Genomic DNA, 22,042 nt, shown 5'->3' on the forward strand with positions numbered 1-22,042 from the left:
AGGCCACGTTGTTTTAATGCTTGGCGCACATCCGCCTCACGTGGCAATTGCTGGAACGATCTGTTCATTGGACCTTGATGAAGCGGCCGAAACGTCTGACGGCGGCGGCGGGCGCCCTGGCCGCGCGCAGGCTGGTTCGTGCCGAGAACGAGCAAGTTCCGCGGTTTATTCCTCCATCGGACCTGACCGCGCTCGATCCTGTATGGACATCCGTCTATGTTACCCGCAACCACGGCCACCCGGTGTTCGATACGCTCTACGGCCAGGGCAGTTCGTTTCGTGTCCAGCCGCGAATGATCAAGGGTGCGGTCACCGAGCAGGCCGGCCACATCTGGCGGCTGCGCCTGCGAGATGGGCTGCTGTTCCACAATAACACGCCGGTGCTCGTCCGGGACTGCGTCGCCAGCATCCGTCGCTAAGCGAAGCGCGACGCGTTCCCGACCTGGCGGCACGGAAACACCTCGCCGCGGCAATCCAGGCACCGGCCTTCATTGATGTTCCATGTGTCCCGCTCGGCGAGTTCTTTCTAGCTGACGAAACACGGCAATGCGCTGGAAGGCGTGCCGACCGTAATGCCGCTGTTCTGGAATGTCCGCCATCGCGGCTGAGGGTTCAATACTGAACGACTTCCATCTGTCTCACGGCGTTTTCAGCCGAGTTGCAGGTTTACCGACAAGTGAATGCTACACATCGCGCGCGGGCCCACCGGGGCGGCGGAAACACGGCGTGCCGCTGCACACGACCGAATCGTGATCAATGGATTTTTTTTAGCGAGCCGTTCGCAAAAAAGTTGACCAACAAGTTGATGCTGAGGGATAATGAAACATCGACGTATTATCGGTTCCCGACGCAATTAGGATTCCCACAGTGTTTGAATTCTCCGGCATTTTAAGGCACCGTGCCAATCGGGTCGGCATCGTCCCGCGCTTGTTGATGGCGTCGATTCTGGCAGTTGTGGTCGCGGTCGCCGTGGTGCAGACATGGACGCTGCATGTCATTGGACAATCCGAACGGGATTCCGCGCAGGTACGGCTCGCCCTCAATCTCGCGGTCCTCAAGGAAGCCCTGCTCCCGTATGGCTCCGATTGGCATTTGAGCGATGATGGCAAGCTGATGCAGGGCAGTCAGGTCGTCAGTGGGCTCGACAGGCTGGTCGAGGATGTCGGCAACATCACCCACGGGGTGGTCACCGTATTCGCCGGCGATACGCGCATCGCGACGACGGTGCCACGACCTGGCGGTGGGCGCGCGACCGGCACGAAGCTTGCCGCCGGGCCTGCGTATGATGCAGTGATCAGCCATGGCAAGTCCTATCGCGGCACGGCCAATATCCTTGGCGTTTCCTACTTTACCGTCTACGAACCGTTGCGCGATATGGCCGGCAAGCAGGTCGGGATCCTGTTTGTCGGCGTGGCGAGCGCAACCGTTCAGGACGTGGTGGACAAGATCATCTGGCATGGCTCGGTTGCCGCCCTGGTCGTGATCCTGGTGGTTGGCGCGGTTGGCTGGTCTATCCTGCGCGCGACCATGCGGCCGTTGCGGCAGCTCGCCGGTTCTGTCGGCATGATCAGCGATGGCCATCTTGACCTTCCCGTGCCCTGTGCCGATCGCACGGACCAGCTTGGAGAGATCGGCCGAGCGGTTGAGATGCTGCGGCTGAAGGCGCAGCGGGCGCAGATCCTGGAGACGCAGGCGGCGGCGGACCATGAAGCCGGTGTGCGCAGACAGATCGCCCAGGACCAGGTCACGCGAGACTTCAGCAAGTCCGTTTCCGGCGTACTGACGGGGCTGGTCGGCTCCGCCGAGAACATGCGCAAGGCGGCGGGCGAGACCGTCGAAGCAGCCGAGGCCACGCATAAGGACATGGCGGCGACCGTGTCTGATGCGGAACAATCCTCGCACAACCTGTCACGTGTCGCCGCCGCCACTGAACAGTTGACAGCAAGCGTGAGCGAGATCTTCCGTCAGGTCAATCAAGCCTCTCAGGCGGCGGAAGACGCTGTTCATCAGGCGCGGGCCACGGATACGACCATGCACAGCCTGAGCGAGGCCGCCGGACAGATCGGCGCGGTGGTCGCCCTGATCAACAGCATTGCCGGACAAACCAACCTGCTGGCGCTGAACGCGACGATCGAAGCGGCACGCGCCGGAGAGGCCGGCAAGGGTTTCGCGGTGGTGGCGAGCGAGGTGAAGCAGCTTGCGACGCAGACGGCTCAGGCGACGCAACAGATCGGCGTTCAGGTCGCCGCCATACAGACCGCCACGGGTGAAGTGGCCGGCGCGGTGCACAAGGTCACCGAGGCCATCGGCCGCGTCAGCGATGTCGCGACCGCGATTGCCACCGCGGTCGAGGAGCAAGGCTCCGCCACGCGGGAGATCGCGACACAGGTGAATGAAGTCGCCCAGGCCACCAACAAGGCGACCCGCGCCATGCTCGACGCCTCAAGCACGGCCGAACGATCAGGTCAGTCGAGCCAGGCTGTCCTCGCGGTCGCCGATCAGGTCATGCGGATGTCCGGCACCTTGCGCGAGGAGGTCGACCATTTCTCGACCGCCATGAACGCCAGCCAGCAGTCCGGCGAGCGCCGCAATTACGAGCGAATTTCCGGCCGCGGCGCCAAGGCGCATCTTCGCACCGCGACAAATGACCCGGCTGCGGCGACAGTCATCAACATCTCGCTAGGCGGCATCGCGGTCGGTTGTGACTGGCTATGCGACGACGGCACGGAAATCCTGCTGCGGCTTCCAGGCGGTGGCGCCGAGGTGTCCTCACGCGTGGTGGGTGTCAGGGATCACGTGATGGCGTTGGCGTTCCGGCAGGACCCAGGGGAATCGCTTGAGTGTCTCATGCGATGCGCCGGATGACGTTTTCCAGATAATCCTGATTCCAGCCGGCCTTTTTACGGCGGTTCTTAAAGCTGGTGACGGGTTTCGCCTGGTTCAGTAAATTCATGGCAGTATGTTTCACGACCGCCATGTTGGCAGGGCCATGAGCGGTGCGCAGGCGCGCCAAATCGTCGTGGAATACCACATCCAGCACCCAGTGCAGCCGGTTCTCAATGCCCCAGTGGCTCCGCACGACCCTGGCGAGGGTCTCGGCACTGAGTTTGGTTGAGCACAGGTAGTATCGGGTTTCTGTCTGGATAACGCCGCCCCGCTCGGTTTCGCTTTCGATCATGCCGATGGCGGTCAGGCCAGGGAATGCAAATTCGCCCGGATGACGCCGCTCGGCGAACAGCCAGTCGATGTCGTGGCAGATCGTATGGCGGCGGGTTTCGATCCGGCCATGGTCGCCATCGACGGTCTCGAAGCTTTGCAGCGTCAGCGTTGGTGGTGGATCGGCAAAGACGGTTTCCACTTCGGCATAGGTCGCTGGCCAGTTCTCCTTCAAGGCCAGCACGTAATCGCCACCACCCTCGATGATCGTCTGGGCAATCTCCTTCTGCGTGCCCATGGCATCGATGGTCACCAACGCGCCGGCCAGTTCCAGACGACGCAGCAGCACAGGAATGGCGGTGATCTCATTGGATTTCGCCGACACCGCCTCTTGTCCAAGGACCAATCGCTGACGCGTCGCCCAGGCGGACACCGTATGCAGCGGCAGACGCCCTTTGCCGCGGGCATGGCTGCGACGCGAGGTCTTGCCATCGATCGCGATAATCTCGGGCGTGTCAGTCCGCAACCCGTCTACCCAGGTCAGGAAACATGTCTTGAACAGCTCAGGATCAATCGCCGCGATCACGTCGCACAATGTGTCGTGGCTCGGGATGCCGTGCTTGAACGGCAGAAAACGGCGGAGGAAGCCCTGGCGTTCGCTGCCCCACAGGCTGATTTCGACAAAGTCGTCCGCACCGGCGATGGTCCCGCAGAGCATCAGCAACAGGATTTCCGGTAGAGGATATAGCACCTTCGTCGCTTGGCGCGGGTCCCGGAGGGCCGCGAAGTGGGACAAGAAGCAGGGCTGGCTTGGCATGGACATAGAGACCTCCTGATGAGAGGCTTCCTATGAATCCGATTCTAGCCCGCACGGGAATCCCTCAACCACTCAAGCGATCGCCCTGCGGCAGGACCCGGTCACGCTTGACCATGTCAAGCAGGCCATGGATTGGATTGGGCTTCATCTCGCGGATGATCGGCATGCCGCCGCAGCGTGAGGCCCGGCGTATCAAAGTGCAGCCAACTGGCCTGATTGGTTGTATAGCCGGTTCATTTGATAAGACGGATTCTAATCCAGCGGCCGGGCGAAGCTGAGCTCGTGCCCGTCCGGATCAGTCAGGCGAAAGTAGCGCTCGCCCCAGGCAGCATCACGCGGCGCCGTATCCGGTTGATAGCCGTTTGCAATGACCATGGCATGCAGTGCATCAACGTCCGACACGTAAAAGATGACGCGACCCCACCAGACCCAGTGGCGGCCCTTGGGTTGCCGCGTCAGGTTCAGGTAGCTCGCTCCGGCCCGGAAACTGCTGAACGCTTCGCCCTCGCCGCCACGGATCAGGCCGAAGCCCAGCATGGTGTAGAAGCGGACAGCGCGAGCCATGTCATGCGTCGCGAGGCTAACGGCGCTGATGCTCTCGATCATCGAGGACCTACATTCAGGTTGTGAGGGATGTCGAAGGTGACAGTAGCCGCTATTCCACACCGGCGGGACATGCGTCGGTTCATGCACCAACCCGGTGCCGCACCGCGTCGCCTGCTGGCTTGATCGAAGGCCGCTCGCGGCTGGTTTGACATATCAACCCCCCGGCTTCAGGTCGTCGGCTGATAGCCGAAGCGGGTGAAGATCGTCAGCGCGTCAGACGTCCGCAGGAACCTGAGCACATCGGCCGCGCTGGGCGCGCGCGTGTTGTGCGTCAATGCCACGGGATAGACGATGGGCGCGTGGGTTCGCGATGAAAAAATTCCCACGATGGCCGCATGATCGGCGCCATGCATATCGGTCTTGAAGCAGATCGCCGCACGCGCTTCCCCCAGATCAACGAGCGTAACCGCCGCCAGGGAGCTTTCCGCGACAGCAATACGCGGTGCGACCATCCGCCAGAAGCCCAGCGCCTGAAGGCTCTGCTTGGCATAGCGGCCGGCGGGGTCATGATCCGGGTCGCACATGGCAAGCCGTTCGCCATCGAGCAGCGCCTCTAGCGGGAAGGACTCGGTGATGGTTCCCGCGACAGGGATGCCAACCGGGCCAGCGAGCACGAGATCGTTTGACAGCAGATTCGACCGGGTTGCCGGCTGGATAAGTGCCTGCCGGTCGGCTTCATCCATCCAGTCCGGATCGGCCGTCAACAGAATGTCCGCGATGGCGCCGGCGGCCAACTGGCGAACCAGCACCGGGGTCGGTGCATAGATCCCGACCGCGGCCGCGCCGGTGTCGCGGCAAGCTGCCAGCACGGGATCGAGCGCCGAGCGAAGTGTCGTGGCGGCGTACACTTGCACCGGTGGCACTTCGGCGCGGGATGCTCCCGCAGCGATCAGGGGCAAGCCGGCGATCAGAACCCGTCGTGGCAACAGCATTCTTATAAACTTCATCAACCGGGACTAACGGCGGCACGAACGATCTTGTGCACATCGATGGCGCTCTTAACGCGTGTCACCCGGCGCCTGCTCGTGTTGTCTTCATATGCCAAAGGCGCATGTGCTGCCGAAGTTCGCCGATATTGTCCGCCGGACGCAGGGGATGACCAGACCCTTTCCAGACCCCTTGACGGGTTTCAAGGGCGTCAGCCCTTGACGGGGTCAAGGGGTGGCGCCCCCGCCTTGTTCCCCCTCAACACCTGGATATGGGAACGATGCACGACAGAGGCGGCCAACCATGATAGAAGAAATATTGTCGACAGGAGATCCACGATGATCCGACGCGCGATGACCAAGGCAGGTGCCGTCGCCGCGGCCGCCGTTCTGGGCGTAGTGACACTGAACTGGTGGCTTGCCCCGGTCCGTGCCGACGACGTGGCACGTCCGCTGCCTCCACCCGCCATTGACATGGCCTCGAACGATCCTGCCCCGCAGACGGCGATTTTTGCTGGCGGCTGCTTCTGGGGCGTGCAGGGCGTGTTCCAGCACATCAAGGGCGTGACGCAGGCGGTTTCCGGCTATGCCGGCGGCTCCGTCGTCAACCCATCCTACGAGCAGGTCAGTTCCGGCGATACCGGGCACGCCGAATCCGTCAGCGTCACTTTCGACCCCACGCGGGTCAGCTACGGAACGCTGCTGCGGATTTTCTTCTCGGTGGCGCTCGATCCGACCGAGGTCAACCGGCAGGGACCAGACTGGGGCTCGCAGTATCGCTCGGAGCTGTTCGTGAGCGGGCCGGAGCAGGAGCGGATCGCACGGGCCTATATCGCGCAGCTTGACGCGGCGCATCCATTCAAGCGGCCCATCGCGACGCGAATTGATCCAGCCGCACGGTTCTATCCGGCGGAGGCCTATCATCAGGACTACCTGGATCGGCACCCCGACATGCCTTACATCGCCTTCAACGACATGCCGAAGGTCCGCAACTTGCAGGCGTTGTTTCCCGGTAACTGGCAGGCCAAGCCGGTGACGGTCGGCAGGCTGGCGTTGGAGAACTAGTACCTCTGCACAAAGGTTTTGACGCGCATGAGCAGCTATGCTGGCTGCTCCTCTTGCGCCCGTTGCAGTCTTTGGATTGCATCAACGCTTTCCCGGTTCGCGTCGCCCCAGGCACAGAGCGGCATAAGCGCGATCGCCAGCGTGCGCCCGAACTCGGTCATCGCGTAATCCACACGCGGCGGGATCTCCCGGTGGTCTGTGCGGCTCAGGATGCCGTCGCTCCCTAACTCCCGGAGGTGCTGGATCAGGACCTTTTCACTGATGCCGTGCACGAGCCGGCGCAGCTCACCGAAGCGCCGAGGACCGCTGCCGAGATGGAACAGGATCAGCGGCTTCCATTTGCCTCCGATCACAGCCAGCGCCACGTCCAGGCCGCACATGACATCATGCTCCGCCACTGCCATCATCCCATACTTACCTTCAGGTAGGTTCTAGACGCGAAGAAAGCGCCTGCCTACGTCTCTGGTATCGGCCCCGGTGGGGCTCTCCGGAAGGATACTCTCATGGGAAGACTTGAAGGCAAGGTCGCCGTCGTGACCGGCGCGAACAGCGGAATCGGTCTCGCGACGGCGAGACGCTTCGCCCGCGAGGGCGCGCGCCTCTTCATCACTGGCCGCCGCCAAGCGGAACTCGACAGTGCCGTTCGCGAGGTGGGCGGTGATGTCCGTGGCGTGCAAGGCGACGTGTCGAACCTGGCCGACCTCGACCGGCTCTATGAGATCGCCCGTGAAGAAGCGGGCGTTATCGACGTGCTATTCGCCAATGCGGGGGGCGGAACATTCATGCCGCTAGGCGAGATTACGGAAGATCATTACGACCGTACTTTCGCCACCAATGTAAAAGGCACACTGTTCACGGTCCAGAAGGCACTCCCGCTGCTGAGTGACGGAAGCTCGATTATTTTGACGGGCTCCACCGCTGCCACCACCGGCTTGCCGGCCTTCAGCGTCTATAGTGCGACGAAGGGAGCGATCCGCAGTTTCGCGCGTGGCTGGATCGTCGACCTGGCGCCTCGACGCATCCGGGTCAATGTGCTGGTGCCCGGCGCCACGTCGACGCCCGGCTGGCACGATCTGGCGTCGTCGCAAGGACAGAGCCAGCAGATGGTGGCGATGACCAAGGCCGCAACACCGCTCGGCCGTCTCGGCACGCCAGACGAGACTGCTAGTGCTGCACTGTTTCTCGCCTCTGACGAGAGCAGCTTTGTGAACGGCAGCGAGCTGTTCGTGGATGGCGGCTCGGCCCAGATCTGAGGCGGCGAGCAGTCATCTCGCGCCGCGGTTGGCGGACCTGGCTCTTCCGCAGCGCCTCCCGCTTACCGATGGCGGTCATGCAAACAGCCCGTCATTTAATCCGTCAAAACCTCTGTGCAGAGAGGTACTAGTTCTACTGTGTCATTTTCTGATTTCGGCTGTGGGGTTTGGCCTGCAAGCAACATGGGCATCGTGGCAGGTGTTGGATGAGGCCAACGGTGAGCCGGCGGCGAACCGAGGTAATCGAGTGCGCCACATGGCGCTCAGGCCGGATGGGCGGCCCCTCTTGGCTGGTAGCCTTGGGGTAGCGCAGGTGCCGCGATCCGCTCGCGGGCAAATCGCTGCTGAGGGGGGAAAAGACAGCGCTCGGCTGCCAAAAAGCCATACGCTGCGATGCACAGGCTGGCATGGTGGTGAAAGCCGCGCCAGCCGCGGCCCTCAAAGTGGCCGAGCCCGATCTCTTGCTTGAGCTCCTGATAATCACGCTCGATCCGCCAGCGCGCCTTGGCGGTGTGCACCAGGTGCTTGAGCGAGGTGTGCGCGGGCAGGTTGGAGAACCAGTATTTGGTCGGTTCCGCCTCACCGCGCGGCCATTCGATCAGCAGCCATTCCTCCGGCCAGGGTTCACCGCGCTGTTCGTCGCGATGGGCCGGGCGGACGCGCAGGGCGAGGAAGCGCGAGGACAGCGCGGCCTGGCTGCCTTCACGCCATGTCACCGTCCGCCAGGTGCGCAGCGGTTGCGCCGCGGCCAGCGCCTTGACCGACACCGGCTGGTGTTCAGGGCTGCGGCGCAGCCGTTGCGGCGGCCGTCCCTGGCCGGACCAAGTGGGCGACAAGGGTGCCAAGCCTGGCGGCCAGACACTGGTGCCCGCGCGCACGGCCAGAACGTAGGACAGATCAAGCGCGGCCACACCGACCCGCAAATCGGTGTCATCACCGTATTCGGCATCGGCCAGCACCACACCGGCCGGCACGCCATCGGCCCGGGCTTGGCGGATCTGCCCCAGCGCGATCGCCATCTTGGTCTGGAACGTGATCGCCTCTGGCACACCGGCTTTGGCCCGCCGGATCGGATCCTCAGCCCAGGCCTGGGGCAGATAAAGCTGGTAGGCAATCGGCAGGCTGGCCTGATCATTGGCCATCGAGAGGCTGACCGCGACCTGGCAATTGTCCTGCTTGCCAAGCTGGCCGCAGTATTGCCGCGCCACGCCAACCGAATGCTGACCTTTCTTCGGAAACGACGTGCCATCGACGATCCAATAAGCAATCGGCCCGTGCTGCTCGATCGCCGGCACCACCTGCTGGCGCACCGCATGCAGCATTGCCGCGTCATCCCACTCAGCCTTGGCCACCACGTGATGCAGCGACTGATGTGCGGCCTGGACCTGAGCCGGTTCCATCCTGGCCGCCATCGGCTCGATGCTCTTGCGCTCACCCGGCAGCAGCAGCCCCGTGCAATACGCCCGTGCCGCAGATACCCGGCTGGCATGGCTCAACACCTTGGTGATCCCACCCAGATAAGAGGCAAACCGATCCTCACTCGGCGGGGTTTGTCTTGCGGTCGATCCTGTCATACCTCACATATAGGGAAGAATTGACACAGTAGAACTAGTGTCCTGCCCCCGAAGTTCGTCATATCCTGTGACGGACGGAGGGGCAGTCAGACCACTGAAAACAAACAGTGAGTGGCCGGGGTCAGGGTTCGCCCACTATGGCGAACTTCTGACAAGGACACTAGCCTCGACCTTCTACGCGTGGGCGTAACCGCGGACCTTCGTCAAGCTGCCAGCGACAGCCATTTTGGCCCAGTCGTCTCTACTCCGCAGCCCTCTGCGTCACCTTCGGCCGTGCCTTGCGCGATTTCGCGGCAGCTTTCCGCCCTGGCTTGGACGCCTTCTTGGTCGCTGCGGTCTTCGGCTTGACAGCGGCTGCCACGGCCTTCTTACCGGCTGCCTTGCCTGGCGCCGCGGCGGTCGGAGCCGCTTTCACGCCTGCCCGTCCCTTTTTGCCGGCCGCTCCCCGCGGCTTCAGCGTCTTGCCCTTCTCGGCCAGCAACGCGATCGCCTCGTCCAGGGTCACATCTTCCATCGCCACCCCGCGCGGCAGGTTGGCCACCGTCTTGGCGTGCTGGATGTAGGGTCCGAAGCGACCCTTGCGCACTGTCACCAGTTCCTTGTCCGTCGGATGTGGCCCAATGGTCCGGACGCTCGCCAGCTTCTTGGCCAGCAGGTCGACAGCGCGATTGATGCCGATCGCCAGCACATCGTCGTCCTTGTCGAGCGAGCCGAACACCACGCCCATCCGCACATAGGGGCCAAACCGGCCGATGCCGACCTCGATCTTGTCCCGCGTTTCCGGATGCAGCCCGATCTCCCGCGGCAGGGACAACAGGCCCATCGCCTGCTCCAGCGTCAGTTGCTCGCCATCCATGCCACGCGCCAGCGAGGTGCGCTTCGGCCGAGCTTTCTTGTCCTCGGAAGTTTCGCCTTGCTGGACATAGAGGCCGTAGGGGCCGCGGCGGACCGTGATCTCCTCTCCGGTTTCCGGGTTGTGCCCCAGGGTGCGCATGCCTTCCTTCAGGGTCTCGCCCTGGTCGTCCCCGACATTGATCGCTAGCCGCCTGGTGTACTGGCAGGCGGGATAGTTGGAGCAGCCAATGAAGCTGCCGTAGCGGCCGAGTTTCAGCCCCAGCCGGCCGTTGCCGCAGGCGGCGCAGACCCGCGGATCGGAGCCATCCTCCCGCGCCGGGAAGAAGTGTGGCCCCAGGTCGTGGTCCAGCGCGGCGATGACATCGCTGATCTTCAGGTCGCGGGTCTGCTCGACAGCCCGGGAAAACTCGTCCCAGAAGGCGTGCATCACCTTGCGCCAGTCGAGCTCACCGGCGGAGATATCGTCCAGCTTCTCTTCCAGCGCCGCGGTGAAGCCGGTATCCACGTAGTGCTCGAAAAAGCTGACCAGGAAGGCAGTGACCAGGCGGCCGCGGTCTTCCGGGATGAAGCGGCGCTTGTCCAGCCGCACATAGTTGCGGTCCTGCAGCACCGACAGGATCGAGGCATAGGTGGACGGGCGGCCGATCCCCAGTTCCTCCAGCTTCTTCACCAGACTGGCTTCCGAGTAGCGCGGCGGCGGCTGGGTGAAGTGCTGGCTGGCGTCCACCTTGTTGCGCTTCAGTGGGTCGCGCTCCGCCATCGGCGGCAGCATGCGGTTGTCGTCTTCCTCGGCGGCGCCCTCGGCCTTGTCGTCGGTATCTTCCCGATACAGCTTCAGGAACCCATCAAAGGCAACAATCGAGCCGGTGGCGCGCAGCTTGAGACCCTTGTTGTCGGTCACATCGACGCTGACCTGGTCCAGTTCGGCCGACTGCATCTGGGATGCGACCGCCCGTTTCCAGATCAGCTCGTACAGCCGGCGCTGTTCGGTGCTCAGGCCGCGGCCAACCTGATCCGGCGTGCGGGCGACGTCGGTCGGACGGATCGCCTCATGTGCCTCCTGCGCGTTCTTCACCTTGCTGGTGTATTCACGCGGCGCGGCGGGCAGGTACCGCGCGCCAAAGCTGTCGTTGACATGCTCCCGGATGCCGGTGATCGCCTCCTGCGCCATCTGCACGCCATCGGTCCGCATGTAGGTGATCAGGCCCGTCGTCTCGCCGTCGATCTCCACGCCCTCATACAGGCCCTGCGCCAGCCGCATCGTCTGCTGCGCGCCAAACCCCAGCTTGCGGGAAGCTTCCTGCTGCAGGGTCGAGGTGGTGAACGGCGGCGGCGGGTTGCGCTTGACCCGCTTGCGCTCGACCGAACCGACCGAGAAGGTCCCGGCCTCGACCGCCTGCCTGGCCTGTAGTGCCAGCGCCTGGTTGTTCAGGTCGAACTGGTCCAGGCGCTTGCCGTTCAGATGCGTCAGGCGAGCGGTGAAGGGCGCGCCGCCGGGGGTGATGAACTCGGCCTCGATCGTCCAGTATTCGCGGGCGCGAAAGATCTCGATCTCGGCTTCGCGCTCGCAGACCAGCCGAAGTGCCACCGATTGGACACGGCCGGCACTGCGGCTGCCGGGCAGTTTGCGCCAGAGCACCGGGGACAACGTGAAGCCGACAAGGTAATCCAGCGCTCGCCTGGCCAGATAGGCCTCGATCAGCGGCTGGTCGAGTTCGCGCGGATGCGCGATCGCGTAGCGGACCGCATTGCGGGTGATCTCGTTGAAGGTGATCCGCCGGACGTCGACGCCTTTCAGCGCGTTCTTTTCCGCCAGCATCGCGCGGACATGCCAGGAGATCGCCTCGCCCTCCCGGTCCGGGTCGGTGGCGAGATACAGCGTCTTGGCGCCCTTCAGCGCCTTGGCGATGGCACTGACCTGCCGGTCGCCGCGCACGTCGGACTCCCAGTCCATCGCGAAATCCTGGTCCGGCCGCACGCTGCCATCCTTCGGCGGCAGGTCCCGGACATGCCCGAAGCTGGCCAGGACGGTGTAGCCGCCACCCAGATAACGGTTGATGGTCTTGGCCTTGGCAGGCGATTCGACGACGACAACGTCTGACATTGGGGCGTGCGGTATCCTACTAAACAGCGTCGGGCAAGAGAGCGACGCGGTTGCCTGGCAACGTCTCTACACGCCCTGCGAGTTCCAATTCCAGAAGAACCGCCATGGTCACGGATGACGCCAGTTGGCAACGCCGCAGCAAATCGTCAACGGTCGTGCTGTCCGCCGACAATCGTGACAGCACCTCCAGCCGGGCATCGGCGGAACCTTCCGCCGGTACAGAAGCATTATTCAACGGCTGAACAGGCTCGTTCAGGCCCGTGAACCGCCTTGGTGAACTGGCAGCGGATGCCGACGGTGCCGGCGGCAGGTTGGTGAGCACATCGGCCGCGGTCTCCACCAGCATCGCACCCTGGCGGATCAGGTCGTTACCACCCCGGGCACGCGGATCGAGCGGCGATCCCGGCACCGCGAAGACTTCCCGCCCGGCCTCTTGCGCCAGGCGCGCGGTAATCAGGCTGCCGGACCGAAGCGCCGCCTCGATGACCACGACGCCCAGCGACAACCCCGCGATGATCCGATTGCGGCGCGGAAAGTGCCTGGCCTGTGGAACAGTGCCGATCGGGGTCTCGGTGACGATCAGATTGGTGTCGGCGATCCGCCGATGCAAGGCGGCATTTTCCGGCGGATAGGGTTGATCAATCCCGCCGGCGACCACTGCGATGGTGCGGCCGGTCTGCATCGCGCCCCGATGCGCGGCGGTATCAATGCCCCTGGCCAGACCGGAAACCACCACCACGCTCTGCGCCAGTTCCGCCGCCAGCGTTTCCGCGATCCGCTGGCCATTGGCCGACGCGTTACGCCCGCCCACTGCCGCGACACAGGGGGATCGCGCCAACGCGGCATCGCCCAGCATGATCAGACAAGGCGGCGCATCATCCATCAGCGCGAGCAAGGGCGGATAGTCGTCATCTCCCAGGAACACCAGGCGGCCACCCAGCGCCATGGTTTGCTCGATCTCGCGCGCCACGTCCGTGGCAGGGGGACTGCTCAGCGCGCTGGTCCGGCCGCCGGCGCGGGCGAGCCTAGGCAAAGCGGCCAGCGCGGCCGCCGGGGTGCGATAGCGTTCGATCAATCGCCTATACGTGATCGGACCTACGCCCTCGGTGCGGACCAGGCGCAAATGATTGATCTGATCCGCAAGGCCTTGGTCCTGTTGGCCGTGATCGCGTTTGGCAGCCATGCCGGCACCGTCTTTCCGTGCCGCGGGCGGGATGCCGGCGGGCCAGATCAGGCGGTTCCGGTCTTCACCTGTCCGATCCGCGGCTCGGTCCCGGCGAACAGGCGACGGATATTGGCCTGGTGGCGGACGAAGACCAGCACGGCAATGGTAAAGGCAAGTTTAACGAAGCTGAAGTTTTCCAGGATCAATGCCACGACAGGCGCGGCGGCAAAGGCCGCGAGCGACGCCAGCGATGAAATTCGGGAGACGCCAGCAACAACCAGCCACACCGCGCAGGCCGCCAGCCCGATCGGCCAGGACCCCGCGATCAGCACGCCGAGGCCGGTGGCGACGCCCTTGCCGCCGTTGAACCGCAGCCAGATCGGGAACAGGTGCCCCAGGACCGCCGCGAGGCCAGCCAGCAGAGCAATATCCAAATGACCATAGAAGCGCGCGATCAGCACTGCGGCCGCGCCTTTCAGTCCGTCAAGCAGCAGGGTGGCGGCGGCCAGGCCCCTGCGGCCGGTGCGCAAGACGTTGGTCGCGCCGATACTGCCTGATCCAATGCCACGGATGTCCCCAAGCCCGGCCGCCCGCGTCAGCATCAGGCCGAACGGGATGGATCCCAGCAGGTAGCCAAGCAGGCAAAGGCCAAACGGCAGCAGGTCGTCGATACTCATGGATGCCTTCGCTGTCAGTCGGCCAGCGTATCCTCGGCCACCGGCACGCCTTCCGGCAGCGGGTCCGCGCAGGGTGCGTCAATGCGGGCGAAGCCAGTCGGGAAGCCGTCGATGCTGCGCACGTTCTTCTCCTGGCGGTAGGCGGCAATGCCATCCGCTCCCTTCGCCTCGGCCCAGCGGCGCAGGGTGGGCCGTTCCTCGCGATAGTCGAACAGCGGCACGCCGTAACCGCAGCTTGTCTGCACCAGGTCGACCGCCAGCCGGACGATCTGCCGAGCACCGGGCGGCTCCTGGTTGTCGAAGTTGGTTCGCAGCAGGGTTTGGTAATCCGGGCTGCCGGCCGGCAGGATCGTGCCCTGGCCATACAGCCGCAGGATCAAGGGCGGCCCCTCAACGGCGCAGAACATGATCGTCAACCGGCCGGTCGCGCGCAGATGCGCGGCGGTCTCGTTGCCGCTGCCGGTCTGATCCAGATAGGCGACCATGTTTGGGTCGAGCACCCGGAAGGCGTCGGCGCCGCGCGGCGAGACGTTCACCCGGCCGGTGGCGGCGGCGGACGCGGTGAAGAAGATGTGCTGGCGTTCGATAAAGGCGGCATGCGCCGGCTCGATCTGCTCAAACTGCTTGGCCATTGGTTCCTTTCAGCGCGTTCGCGGCGGCATCGGCCAGGATGATCACTCGGGTCAGAACAAGCCCTCGATCTGGCCATCCGCGCGCAGATGGATGAACTCCGCGGCCGGGACGCGCGGCAGTCCGGGCATGGTCATGATGTCGCCGCAGATCGCCACGACGAAGCCGGCGCCGGCGGACAGGCGCACCTCGCGCACCGGCAGGGTGTGACCCGACGGCGCGCCCATCACGGTGGGATCGGCGGTGAAGCTGTACTGCGTCTTGGCGATGCAGACCGGCACATCGCCAAAGCCGGCGGCCTCGAACGCCGCCAGCTTGCGCGCCACCGCATCCGGCACCGCGATATCATCGGCACGATAGATGTTCCGCGCGATGGTGCGGATCTTGTCGGCCAGTTTCAGCTCCAGCGGATACAGTGGCCGGTAGTCCGCCGTCTCGGCCGCGATCCGGCTGACCACGGCGCGGGCCAGCGTCTCGGCGCCGGCGCCGCCGTCCGCCCAGTGGGTGCAGGAAATCGCCTCGGTGGCGATCGCCGCCATGGCGTCGCGGATCGCGGCGAACTCGGCTTCGGTGTCGGCGGTGAAGTGGTTGACCGCGACCACCACGGGCAGGCCGAACTTGCGCATGTTCTCGACATGGCGTTGCAGGTTGGCGACGCCGCGCCGCACCGCCGCGACATTCTCCGGCCCCAGCGCGTTGCGGGCGACGCCGCCGTGCATCTTCAGCGCCCGCACCGTCGCCACCACCACGGCGCAGGATGGTCTCAGGCCGGCGGAGCGGCATTTGATGTCGAGGAATTTCTCGCCGCCCAGATCGGCACCGAAGCCGGCCTCGGTCACCACAACGTCGGCCAGCTTCAAGCCGAGGCGGGTGGCCATGACCGAGTTGCAGCCATGCGCGATGTTGGCGAAGGGTCCGCCATGCACCAGGGCGGGGGAGCCTTCCAGCGTCTGCACCAGGTTGGGCGCGATGGCATCCTTCAACAGCACCGCCATGGCGCCGTCGGCCTTCAGGTCGGCGGCGGTGATGTTGGTGCCGTCGCGGGACTGCGCCACGATCATCCGGCCGAGACGGGCCTGCAGGTCGGACAGGTCGCGTGACAGGCAGAACACCGCCATGACCTCGGACGCGACGGTGATGTCGAAGCCGTCCTCCCGCGGAAAGCCGTTGGCGACACCGCCCAGGCTGCCGACGATGCCGCGCAGGGCACGGTCGTTCATGTCCAGGCAGCGGCGCCAGGAAATTCGGCGGGCGTCGATGCCAAGCGGGTTGCCCCAGTAGATGGAGTTGTCGATCATGGCGGCCAGCAGGTTGTTGGCCGAGGTGATGGCGTGGAAGTCGCCGGTGAAGTGCAGGTTGATCTGCTCCATCGGCACGACCTGCGCCTGCCCGCCGCCGGCCGCCCCACCTTTCATCCCGAAGCTCGGCCCCAGGCTGGGTTCGCGCAGACAGATCGCCGCGCGACGGCCGATGCGGTTCAGCGCGTCACCCAGACCGACGGTGGTGGTGGTCTTGCCCTCGCCGGCCGGCGTCGGATTGATGCCGGTGACCAGGACCAGCGCACCGTCGGGACGGTCTTCCAGGCTGTCGATGAAATTCAGCCCGATCTTCGCCTTGTGGCGGCCATACGGCTCCACCGCATCGGCCGGAATGCCAAGCCTGTCGGCGATGTCCTGGATGGGACGGAGCGTGGCGGCACGGGCAATGGCGAGATCGGGGTTCATCTCAGGCGGCCTCTCGCCGGGTGACGCCGATGTCCAGCAACGCGGCGTGCATCGCCCGGACAGCGCCCGCCATGTCGTCCGGCGTGATCGCACCGATGCAGCCGACGCGAAAGGTGGGAACCGGCGTGCTGTCGAAATTGCTGATTAAGACGTCTCGTGCTTTCAGCGCGTCCACGAAGGCCTGCAGATCCCAGGCCGGATCGGCCGGGGCATGCACATTGACGATGACGGGGCCCTGTCGCGCCAGCGGCAGATACGGCGACAGGCCGAGATCGCTGACGCCCTTATATAAGGTGTGCATGTTGGCGGTGTAGCGCGCCAGCCTGGCTGGTTGTCCCTCTCTGTCATGGTGGTCCAGCGCGACATCCAGCGCCGCCAGAAGCTGCGCGGGCGGCGTGAAGCGGAAGCTGCCCCAGCCGGCGCGCAGCGCGTGGGTGTAGACGTTGGACAGGTCGAACGACCAGCTTCCGGCATTGCCGGCGCAGGCCAGCAGGCGGTCAACTCGTGCCACCGCGAAGGCGACGCCGGGCAGTGCCTCCAGGCACTTGTTCGTCGTGAACACCGCCGCATCGACCTCCGGCTGGATGGACAGATCGAGCGGCAGGGCGCCGAACGCCGAGACGGCATCAATGATCATGCGCCGGCCGGCGTTGCGGACAACGGCGCCGACGGCCTGAACATCGTGGATCACGCCGCTGCCGGTTTCCGAGTGGACCATGCCGACATGGGTGATTGACGGATCGGCCTGCAAGGCCCGCGCGACGGCCTGCGGGTCCGTCGGATCGGCCGGCCCCATCGCCAGCGGCACCGGCACGCGGCCAGCTTCGGCAGCCAGGCGGATCATCCGGTCAGCGTAGGAGCCGGTGGCGGGGATCAGGATGCGGCCGCCGGACGGCAGGAAGGTGCGGATCGCCGCTTCGGTAATGAAATGGCCGCAGCCTTGCAGCGGCAGGCAGGCATGATCGGCCTCGGCGCCGCCGGCGAGGCGCAGAATGCGGCTGCGCAGCCGAACAAAGAAGTGGCGGAAGTCGTTGTCCCACGGGGCAAAGTCCCGACAAAGCGCCTGGCGCACGTCGGGGCGGGTGGTCACCGGACCAGGGATGAGCAGCAACATAATCTTAAACTCGCATGACGGGCCTGATAAATCCATCCACGCCATCTTGGTTCGGTGTTAGGATTCACCCATGAACATGCCGTTTGTCCTGCCGGACTGGGTGCCTTGGTGGGTGCCGCTGGCGCTGCTCGTCCCGGCGCTGCTGTATGCGCTGGCCTTCCTGTTCATGCCGTTCAGCGTGCTGGGAGTGAAGACCCGGCTGGAGGTGATGGAGGCGCGCCTCGACGAGATCCAGAACGAAATCCGGCATCTGGCACTCCGCCTGCCTGCTGGCCCGCGGGAAGTCGATTTCGAGGAGGTCTACGCGCCGCTGCCACAGTCGCAGCGCCGGGTCGACACGATCAGGGAACGCCCGCCGATCCCGCCCGCGGCACACGATCTGCACGCGGATGACGGAGAAGACGAGCGGGCGCCACCCTCGCCGCATATGCGCCCGGTTCGGCGGCACGATCCGGCGGTGGAGCGGGCGCAGCGGTCCGAGCCGCGTCTCGACTGGCCGCGATAAGGATCGCGCACGCTGATCTAGAGCAATATCAGCCTGACTGGAATAGCGAAGCGATCTCAGGCTGATGAAATTGCTCGTGAAATACAGCTAGAGCGGTTCCATGCCTGGTCGAACCGCTCTAGCCAGCCTGAGGCGCCCGATCTTGAGGCGCCCCAGCTTGAGTCACAGGGCGCGAAATCTCCTCCAGCGAACGGTGGTTGGTGCGCGGGCCGAACAGGGCGATCGAGATCACGACGACGGCCATGGCGCTGGCAACGAACATGAACACGCCCGGGACGCCGAACCGCTGCAGGATCGCGGCAATAAAAAAGCCGGTGAAGATGGTGCTGAAGCGGCTCCAGGAATAAACGAACCCGACGGCGCGGGCACGCACGCGGGTGGGGAACAGCTCCGCCTGGTAATTGTGCGCCGAGAACGACAGCCACGCGTTCATCATCGTCTGCAATGTGCCGATGATGATCAGCGGACCGGCCGCCGTCTGCAACGAGAACGCAATGCCGAAGATGGCGATGCCGATGCACGACAGGCAGACCTGCCATTTGCGCTCGATGCGGTCGGCGAACAGCGTGCTCAGCAGCGGGAACAGCGGATAGGCGAAGGCGATGATGAAGGAGTACTCCAGCGTCTGCGAGACGTGGATGCCTTTGGCGATCAGCAAGGTCGGCACCCAGTTGGCGAACCCGTAAAAGCCGATCGTCTGGAAGAAGTTGGCGACCGACAGCATGATGGTGCGGCTGCGGTAGGTCGGGTTGAAGATCTCCGCCAGCCGCCCCTTGCGCGGATCTTCCGCGACAGGCGGTTCCGGTGACGGCAGCGGCCGGCCGGACTCGGCGGCGACCTTGGCCTCGATGGCGCTCATGACGCGATCGGCTTCCTCGACACGGCCCTGCTGCGCCAGCCAGCGCGGCGACTCCGGCAGCTTCAGCCGCGCCAGCCAGACGATGATGGCGCCCACCGAGCCGATGATCACCACCCAGCGCCAGCCGGACAAGCCGAACGGGGCAGTGGGATTGAGCAGCCAGGCGAGCAGCGCGACCAGCGGGACCGGAATGAACCCGATTGACTGCTGGATTGCGAAGACCCGGCCACGGGCGCGTTTCGGCACCAGTTCGGAAAGGAAGGTGTCGACGGTGACAAGCTCCACGCCGATGCCGATCCCGGCGATCAGGCGCCACAGGTTCACGCCACCTGGGGTGTACTGGAATGCCATGACCAAGGTGGCGACGCAGTACCAGACCAGGGAATAGGTGAAGACGGTCCGCCGCCCGAAGCGATCGGCCGCCTGAGTGAAGAACATCGTGCCGATGAACAAGCCGGTGAACAGCGCGGCGATGAACGACGCCAGACCCGTGAAGCCGAACAAGGAGACGGTGGTGGGCGTGAAGATCTTGTCGGCGAACATGCCAGGGGCAATCGAGCCGGTCAGGAAGATGGCATAGGTGTCGAACCAGCCGCCCAGCGATATCAGCAGTACCAGCATCCACATGTGTCGCGTCATCGGCAAGCGATCGAGCCGTGCCGTGATTTCCGCCGCGGGTGTCGCGATCAGTGTCGCATCCATTATGTTCCTCCCGTAGGCGCATTTGTGCACGCCGTGTTGCTAGGACGTCCGCGCCATACCTTTCACCAATTCTGCAAGTCAAGCGTGGTCATCAAGCGGCCGGCTACCTGCCATGCTTCCCACCCGCCGCGATACCAATAAACCTGCCTGTAACCGAGTGCTACCAGTCGCAGCACCAGATTGTAGCCAGTAAAGCGCTCCGCGTTTGCACAGTAGGCAACAATCGGCGCTAACAGATCGCCTTCTGTCAGATCGTGGATCTTGCGACGAAAGCGGGTCTGGATCGTGTCGGAAAAGGTCGCTCCATGCCCCAATCCTTGAAGCCCGATTGCCCTCGGCAGCGATTGGCCGTGGCTTAAAAAGCCAACATCGAGCAATATTGGATTTCGCTTGGATATAAAATCGACCAGTTCGCTTGTGGAAATCGTGGTCGCGCCACAAGCGCTAGACGGCGTTAAGCCGATCTGTTCGCGACGCAACATACCATCTGACATCGCGCCGAAATCGGCGCCTTCCTCCGCATGTTCGCGCAATCCGGCAAGACGCAATCCTTGTTTCATCCGGCACACTTGAGCCATGTAGGCCGGACCAGGTAGCCCACGGTGACTGAGAATCGAAAGAAAGGAGTGCACGGTTTCGAATGGATTGAGGCGATTAGCCTCCGCCAGGGCATGGCGCGCATCTTCTAACTGGCCGGCCAGCGCATGGGCACTGGCCATGAGCAAGTAACATGCTGCGCTATCGCGCGAACGACCCATGGACCCTTGTGCCAGTGCGCGTTGCGCGCAATCGATCGCGGCAGCGTCGCACCCGAGAAACAGATGCGCCTGGCCCATGCGCCAGTAGGCCCAACGGTTCTCAGGTGCAAGCGGGTCAAGATAGATTGACCGTCGCAGCAACGAGATCGCCTCCTCCGTTTGACAAACCGCGAGTTTGCAGAATCCGAGCTGCCGGAACCCGTGATTGAAGCGTGGCAAAAGCTCGACGACGCGCTGCAGAAATGCGATCGCCTCGGACCAACGTCCGAGCGCCCGCAACAGGTATCCCCGGCGGTAGATAACACCGTGGTAGTTGAGTTCAATTGCGGCGGCGGCGGTAACCAGATCTATCGCTTGCTGAAGGATATTCTCGTCGTCTTGATCATCTCCTGTATTCATGAAGCGGTTGATCAATTGGCCAGCTAGATCGCACATGATGGGGACGGAAGCGGGGTCTAGGCGCAACGCTTCCTCAAGCAGTAGAGTCGCGTTTCGCAGCGACTCAGTTTGATCGTGCTTGCGCAACATAGACCGGGCGCGAAGCACGAGATCAATCTCGTCGGGGTTGTTTGGCCGTTCCTGTAGGCTGCGCGTGTTTTCGACAGCAAGCATCTTTACGACCAGCTCGGCTCTCACGCGGCTGACGGTCTCTTCCGCTCCAAGGCGAAAGTCACTTAGATCTTGATCGAAACGGCTTGCCCAAACGTAGGTGTTTGTCTCGGTGGCAATCAGTCGGACATTGACCCGCCACATCTCGCCTGATCTGCATATGCTGGCTTCAATGATGTAGCGCACGCCCAATTGCTTGCCGATTAGCCTGATGTCAACTGGTTTGGCGCGAAACGCCGCGGCGTTATAGGCGATGACTAACGCACCATCCAGGTAACAAAGGTCTGTTTTTAAATCCTCGGTGACGACTGCCGCCAAGCGGTCATCGTCGGAATCCCCACTAAGATTCTGGAATGGCAACACGACCAAAGAAAGTCGCGGCGCCTTGGTGCCGATCGGAAGACCTGAAATCACCCCGCCGGATGCCTGATCTTCATCGGTTGAACGGATGAAGGAAATATTGACATCTTCGTCTTGTTCGCCCTTTGTGGTCATGACGACGAAACGATAGCCCTGTCTGGGCACCGTTTGAATGCAGCTGCTTTTTGTGCAACCTTGATCGAGAACACGGCGTAATATGGTGATCTGTACGGTCAGATTGTTCGGTTCCACGTAGCGCGGCCAAACTGCGCCCATGATCGCATCTTTGGACACCAAGGCGCCGGGCCGATCGACGAGAACGTTGAGGACCGCTAACGCCCGCGACCCGACTGAGACTGGCAACCAGGCCCCGCCGTCGTCATGGTGGAATAGCTGCCTAACCCTGCGGTCGAAGCGCCAGCCGTTAAATACCAGAACATCGTTCGTGGCAGCCAGGTCCATCGTCGCACCTCGTAGCATTGCCGTGCTAGAGCTGGAACATTCTCGCCAGTAAAAGCGGCTTAGCCAACCCCGGTTGATTGGCGCCAGCCGAGATAATGGCCAACATACTATACAGTGGGCC

The 22,042-nt window shown here is 63.9% G+C and carries 18 protein-coding genes; 5 read left to right on the forward strand and 13 right to left on the reverse strand.

All coding sequences use genetic code 11. The features are described 5' to 3' along the window. Positions 1-77: 77 nt before the first annotated feature. Positions 78-419, forward strand: a complete 342-nt coding sequence (locus tag ACQY4S_RS09670; protein ID WP_428484990.1) for a hypothetical protein — start codon at positions 78-80, stop codon at positions 417-419. A 448-nt stretch (positions 420-867) separates the two neighbouring features. Then, positions 868-2,865: a methyl-accepting chemotaxis protein gene (locus ACQY4S_RS09675; RefSeq protein ID WP_428484991.1), complete on the forward strand. Its 1,998-nt coding sequence runs from the start codon at positions 868-870 to the stop codon at positions 2,863-2,865. On the opposite strand, the gene ACQY4S_RS09680 is transcribed toward ACQY4S_RS09675, so the two are convergent. The 3 genes from ACQY4S_RS09680 to modA form a co-directional block, all read right to left on the reverse strand. Continuing rightward, the gene (locus ACQY4S_RS09680) at positions 2,846-3,979 is read right to left on the reverse strand and encodes an ISAs1 family transposase (RefSeq protein WP_428484992.1); all 1,134 of its coding nucleotides are present in this window, start codon (positions 3,977-3,979) and stop codon (positions 2,846-2,848) included. The two genes, ACQY4S_RS09675 and ACQY4S_RS09680, sit on opposite strands and share 20 nt — an antisense overlap. Positions 3,980-4,225: 246 nt before the next feature. Continuing rightward, a complete protein-coding gene (locus ACQY4S_RS09685) occupies positions 4,226-4,579 on the reverse strand; it encodes a VOC family protein (RefSeq protein WP_428484993.1) in 354 nt (117 codons plus the stop codon). A 167-nt stretch (positions 4,580-4,746) separates the two neighbouring features. Further along, positions 4,747-5,511, reverse strand: a complete 765-nt coding sequence (modA, locus tag ACQY4S_RS09690) for a molybdate ABC transporter substrate-binding protein (RefSeq protein ID WP_428484994.1) — start codon at positions 5,509-5,511, stop codon at positions 4,747-4,749. 333 nt (positions 5,512-5,844) lie between these two features. Between modA and msrA the strand changes: the two genes are divergently transcribed. Next, the gene (msrA, locus tag ACQY4S_RS09695; RefSeq protein ID WP_428484995.1) at positions 5,845-6,570 is read left to right on the forward strand and encodes a peptide-methionine (S)-S-oxide reductase MsrA; all 726 of its coding nucleotides are present in this window, start codon (positions 5,845-5,847) and stop codon (positions 6,568-6,570) included. A gap of 35 nt (positions 6,571-6,605) precedes the next feature. Here the strand turns inward: msrA and ACQY4S_RS09700 are convergent, their stop codons facing one another. Continuing rightward, complete coding sequence (locus ACQY4S_RS09700) at positions 6,606-6,977, reverse strand: winged helix-turn-helix transcriptional regulator (RefSeq protein ID WP_428484996.1); 372 nt, start codon at positions 6,975-6,977, stop codon at positions 6,606-6,608. A 126-nt stretch (positions 6,978-7,103) separates the two neighbouring features. Between ACQY4S_RS09700 and ACQY4S_RS09705 the strand changes: the two genes are divergently transcribed. Continuing rightward, positions 7,104-7,823 (forward strand): SDR family NAD(P)-dependent oxidoreductase, encoded by a 720-nt coding sequence (locus tag ACQY4S_RS09705; RefSeq protein ID WP_428484997.1) that lies wholly within the window; start codon positions 7,104-7,106, stop codon positions 7,821-7,823. 263 nt (positions 7,824-8,086) lie between these two features. Here ACQY4S_RS09705 and ACQY4S_RS09710 read toward each other — a convergent pair whose 3' ends face one another. The 7 genes from ACQY4S_RS09710 to ACQY4S_RS09740 all read right to left on the reverse strand — a co-directional run bounded on the left by ACQY4S_RS09710 (position 8,087) and on the right by ACQY4S_RS09740 (position 17,666). Further along, on the reverse strand, positions 8,087-9,397 hold the full coding sequence (locus tag ACQY4S_RS09710) for an IS701 family transposase (protein WP_428484998.1): 1,311 nt from the start codon (positions 9,395-9,397) through the stop codon (positions 8,087-8,089). Between the two features lie 241 nt (positions 9,398-9,638). Further along, complete coding sequence (gene topA / locus ACQY4S_RS09715; RefSeq protein WP_428484999.1) at positions 9,639-12,356, reverse strand: type I DNA topoisomerase; 2,718 nt, start codon at positions 12,354-12,356, stop codon at positions 9,639-9,641. 19 nt (positions 12,357-12,375) lie between these two features. Continuing rightward, on the reverse strand, positions 12,376-13,539 hold the full coding sequence (gene dprA / locus ACQY4S_RS09720) for a DNA-processing protein DprA (RefSeq protein WP_428485000.1): 1,164 nt from the start codon (positions 13,537-13,539) through the stop codon (positions 12,376-12,378). Between the two features lie 47 nt (positions 13,540-13,586). Beyond that, a complete protein-coding gene (plsY, locus tag ACQY4S_RS09725; RefSeq protein ID WP_428485001.1) occupies positions 13,587-14,198 on the reverse strand; it encodes a glycerol-3-phosphate 1-O-acyltransferase PlsY in 612 nt (203 codons plus the stop codon). 14 nt (positions 14,199-14,212) lie between these two features. Then, the gene (locus ACQY4S_RS09730; RefSeq protein WP_428485002.1) at positions 14,213-14,830 is read right to left on the reverse strand and encodes a pyridoxamine 5'-phosphate oxidase family protein; all 618 of its coding nucleotides are present in this window, start codon (positions 14,828-14,830) and stop codon (positions 14,213-14,215) included. Positions 14,831-14,881: 51 nt separating this feature from the next. Next, positions 14,882-16,552: a formate--tetrahydrofolate ligase gene (locus ACQY4S_RS09735; RefSeq protein WP_428485003.1), complete on the reverse strand. Its 1,671-nt coding sequence runs from the start codon at positions 16,550-16,552 to the stop codon at positions 14,882-14,884. 1 nt (position 16,553) lies between these two features. Further along, the gene (locus tag ACQY4S_RS09740; protein ID WP_428485004.1) at positions 16,554-17,666 is read right to left on the reverse strand and encodes a 2-aminoethylphosphonate--pyruvate transaminase; all 1,113 of its coding nucleotides are present in this window, start codon (positions 17,664-17,666) and stop codon (positions 16,554-16,556) included. Between the two features lie 70 nt (positions 17,667-17,736). Here ACQY4S_RS09740 and ACQY4S_RS09745 point away from each other — a divergent pair, with 70 nt between their 5' ends. Then, positions 17,737-18,171, forward strand: coding sequence for a hypothetical protein (locus ACQY4S_RS09745; RefSeq protein ID WP_428485005.1), 435 nt, complete (start codon positions 17,737-17,739; stop codon positions 18,169-18,171). A 118-nt stretch (positions 18,172-18,289) separates the two neighbouring features. On the opposite strand, the gene ACQY4S_RS09750 is transcribed toward ACQY4S_RS09745, so the two are convergent. Both ACQY4S_RS09750 and ACQY4S_RS09755 read right to left on the reverse strand, forming a co-directional pair. Then, complete coding sequence (locus ACQY4S_RS09750; protein ID WP_428485006.1) at positions 18,290-19,732, reverse strand: MFS transporter; 1,443 nt, start codon at positions 19,730-19,732, stop codon at positions 18,290-18,292. A 62-nt stretch (positions 19,733-19,794) separates the two neighbouring features. Continuing rightward, positions 19,795-21,921 carry a winged helix-turn-helix domain-containing protein gene (locus tag ACQY4S_RS09755; protein ID WP_428485007.1) on the reverse strand — a complete coding sequence of 709 codons (2,127 nt, stop codon included), beginning with the start codon at positions 21,919-21,921 and terminating at the stop codon, positions 19,795-19,797. Positions 21,922-22,042: the final 121 nt, after the last annotated feature.

Source organism: Rhodopila sp. (assembly GCF_965276935.1).
In the GTDB taxonomy this organism is placed as follows: Bacteria; Pseudomonadota; Alphaproteobacteria; order Acetobacterales; family Acetobacteraceae; genus Rhodopila.

Excerpts from the sequence above, each read along its gene's own strand:
- ACQY4S_RS09670 (WP_428484990.1), top strand. The coding sequence starts at position 78 with ATGAAGCGGCCGAAACGTCTGACGGCGGCGGCGGGCGCCCTGGCCGCG.
- ACQY4S_RS09680 (WP_428484992.1), bottom strand. The coding sequence starts at position 3,979 with ATGTCCATGCCAAGCCAGCCCTGCTTCTTGTCCCACTTCGCGGCCCTC.
- ACQY4S_RS09685 (WP_428484993.1), bottom strand. The coding sequence starts at position 4,579 with ATGATCGAGAGCATCAGCGCCGTTAGCCTCGCGACGCATGACATGGCT.
- modA (WP_428484994.1), bottom strand. The coding sequence starts at position 5,511 with ATGCTGTTGCCACGACGGGTTCTGATCGCCGGCTTGCCCCTGATCGCT.
- msrA (WP_428484995.1), top strand. The coding sequence starts at position 5,845 with ATGATCCGACGCGCGATGACCAAGGCAGGTGCCGTCGCCGCGGCCGCC.
- ACQY4S_RS09700 (WP_428484996.1), bottom strand. The coding sequence starts at position 6,977 with ATGATGGCAGTGGCGGAGCATGATGTCATGTGCGGCCTGGACGTGGCG.
- ACQY4S_RS09710 (WP_428484998.1), bottom strand. The coding sequence starts at position 9,397 with ATGACAGGATCGACCGCAAGACAAACCCCGCCGAGTGAGGATCGGTTT.
- topA (WP_428484999.1), bottom strand. The coding sequence starts at position 12,356 with ATGTCAGACGTTGTCGTCGTCGAATCGCCTGCCAAGGCCAAGACCATC.
- dprA (WP_428485000.1), bottom strand. The coding sequence starts at position 13,539 with ATGGCTGCCAAACGCGATCACGGCCAACAGGACCAAGGCCTTGCGGAT.
- plsY (WP_428485001.1), bottom strand. The coding sequence starts at position 14,198 with ATGAGTATCGACGACCTGCTGCCGTTTGGCCTTTGCCTGCTTGGCTAC.
- ACQY4S_RS09730 (WP_428485002.1), bottom strand. The coding sequence starts at position 14,830 with ATGGCCAAGCAGTTTGAGCAGATCGAGCCGGCGCATGCCGCCTTTATC.
- ACQY4S_RS09735 (WP_428485003.1), bottom strand. The coding sequence starts at position 16,552 with ATGAACCCCGATCTCGCCATTGCCCGTGCCGCCACGCTCCGTCCCATC.
- ACQY4S_RS09740 (WP_428485004.1), bottom strand. The coding sequence starts at position 17,666 with ATGTTGCTGCTCATCCCTGGTCCGGTGACCACCCGCCCCGACGTGCGC.
- ACQY4S_RS09745 (WP_428485005.1), top strand. The coding sequence starts at position 17,737 with ATGAACATGCCGTTTGTCCTGCCGGACTGGGTGCCTTGGTGGGTGCCG.
- ACQY4S_RS09750 (WP_428485006.1), bottom strand. The coding sequence starts at position 19,732 with ATGGATGCGACACTGATCGCGACACCCGCGGCGGAAATCACGGCACGG.
- ACQY4S_RS09755 (WP_428485007.1), bottom strand. The coding sequence starts at position 21,921 with ATGGACCTGGCTGCCACGAACGATGTTCTGGTATTTAACGGCTGGCGC.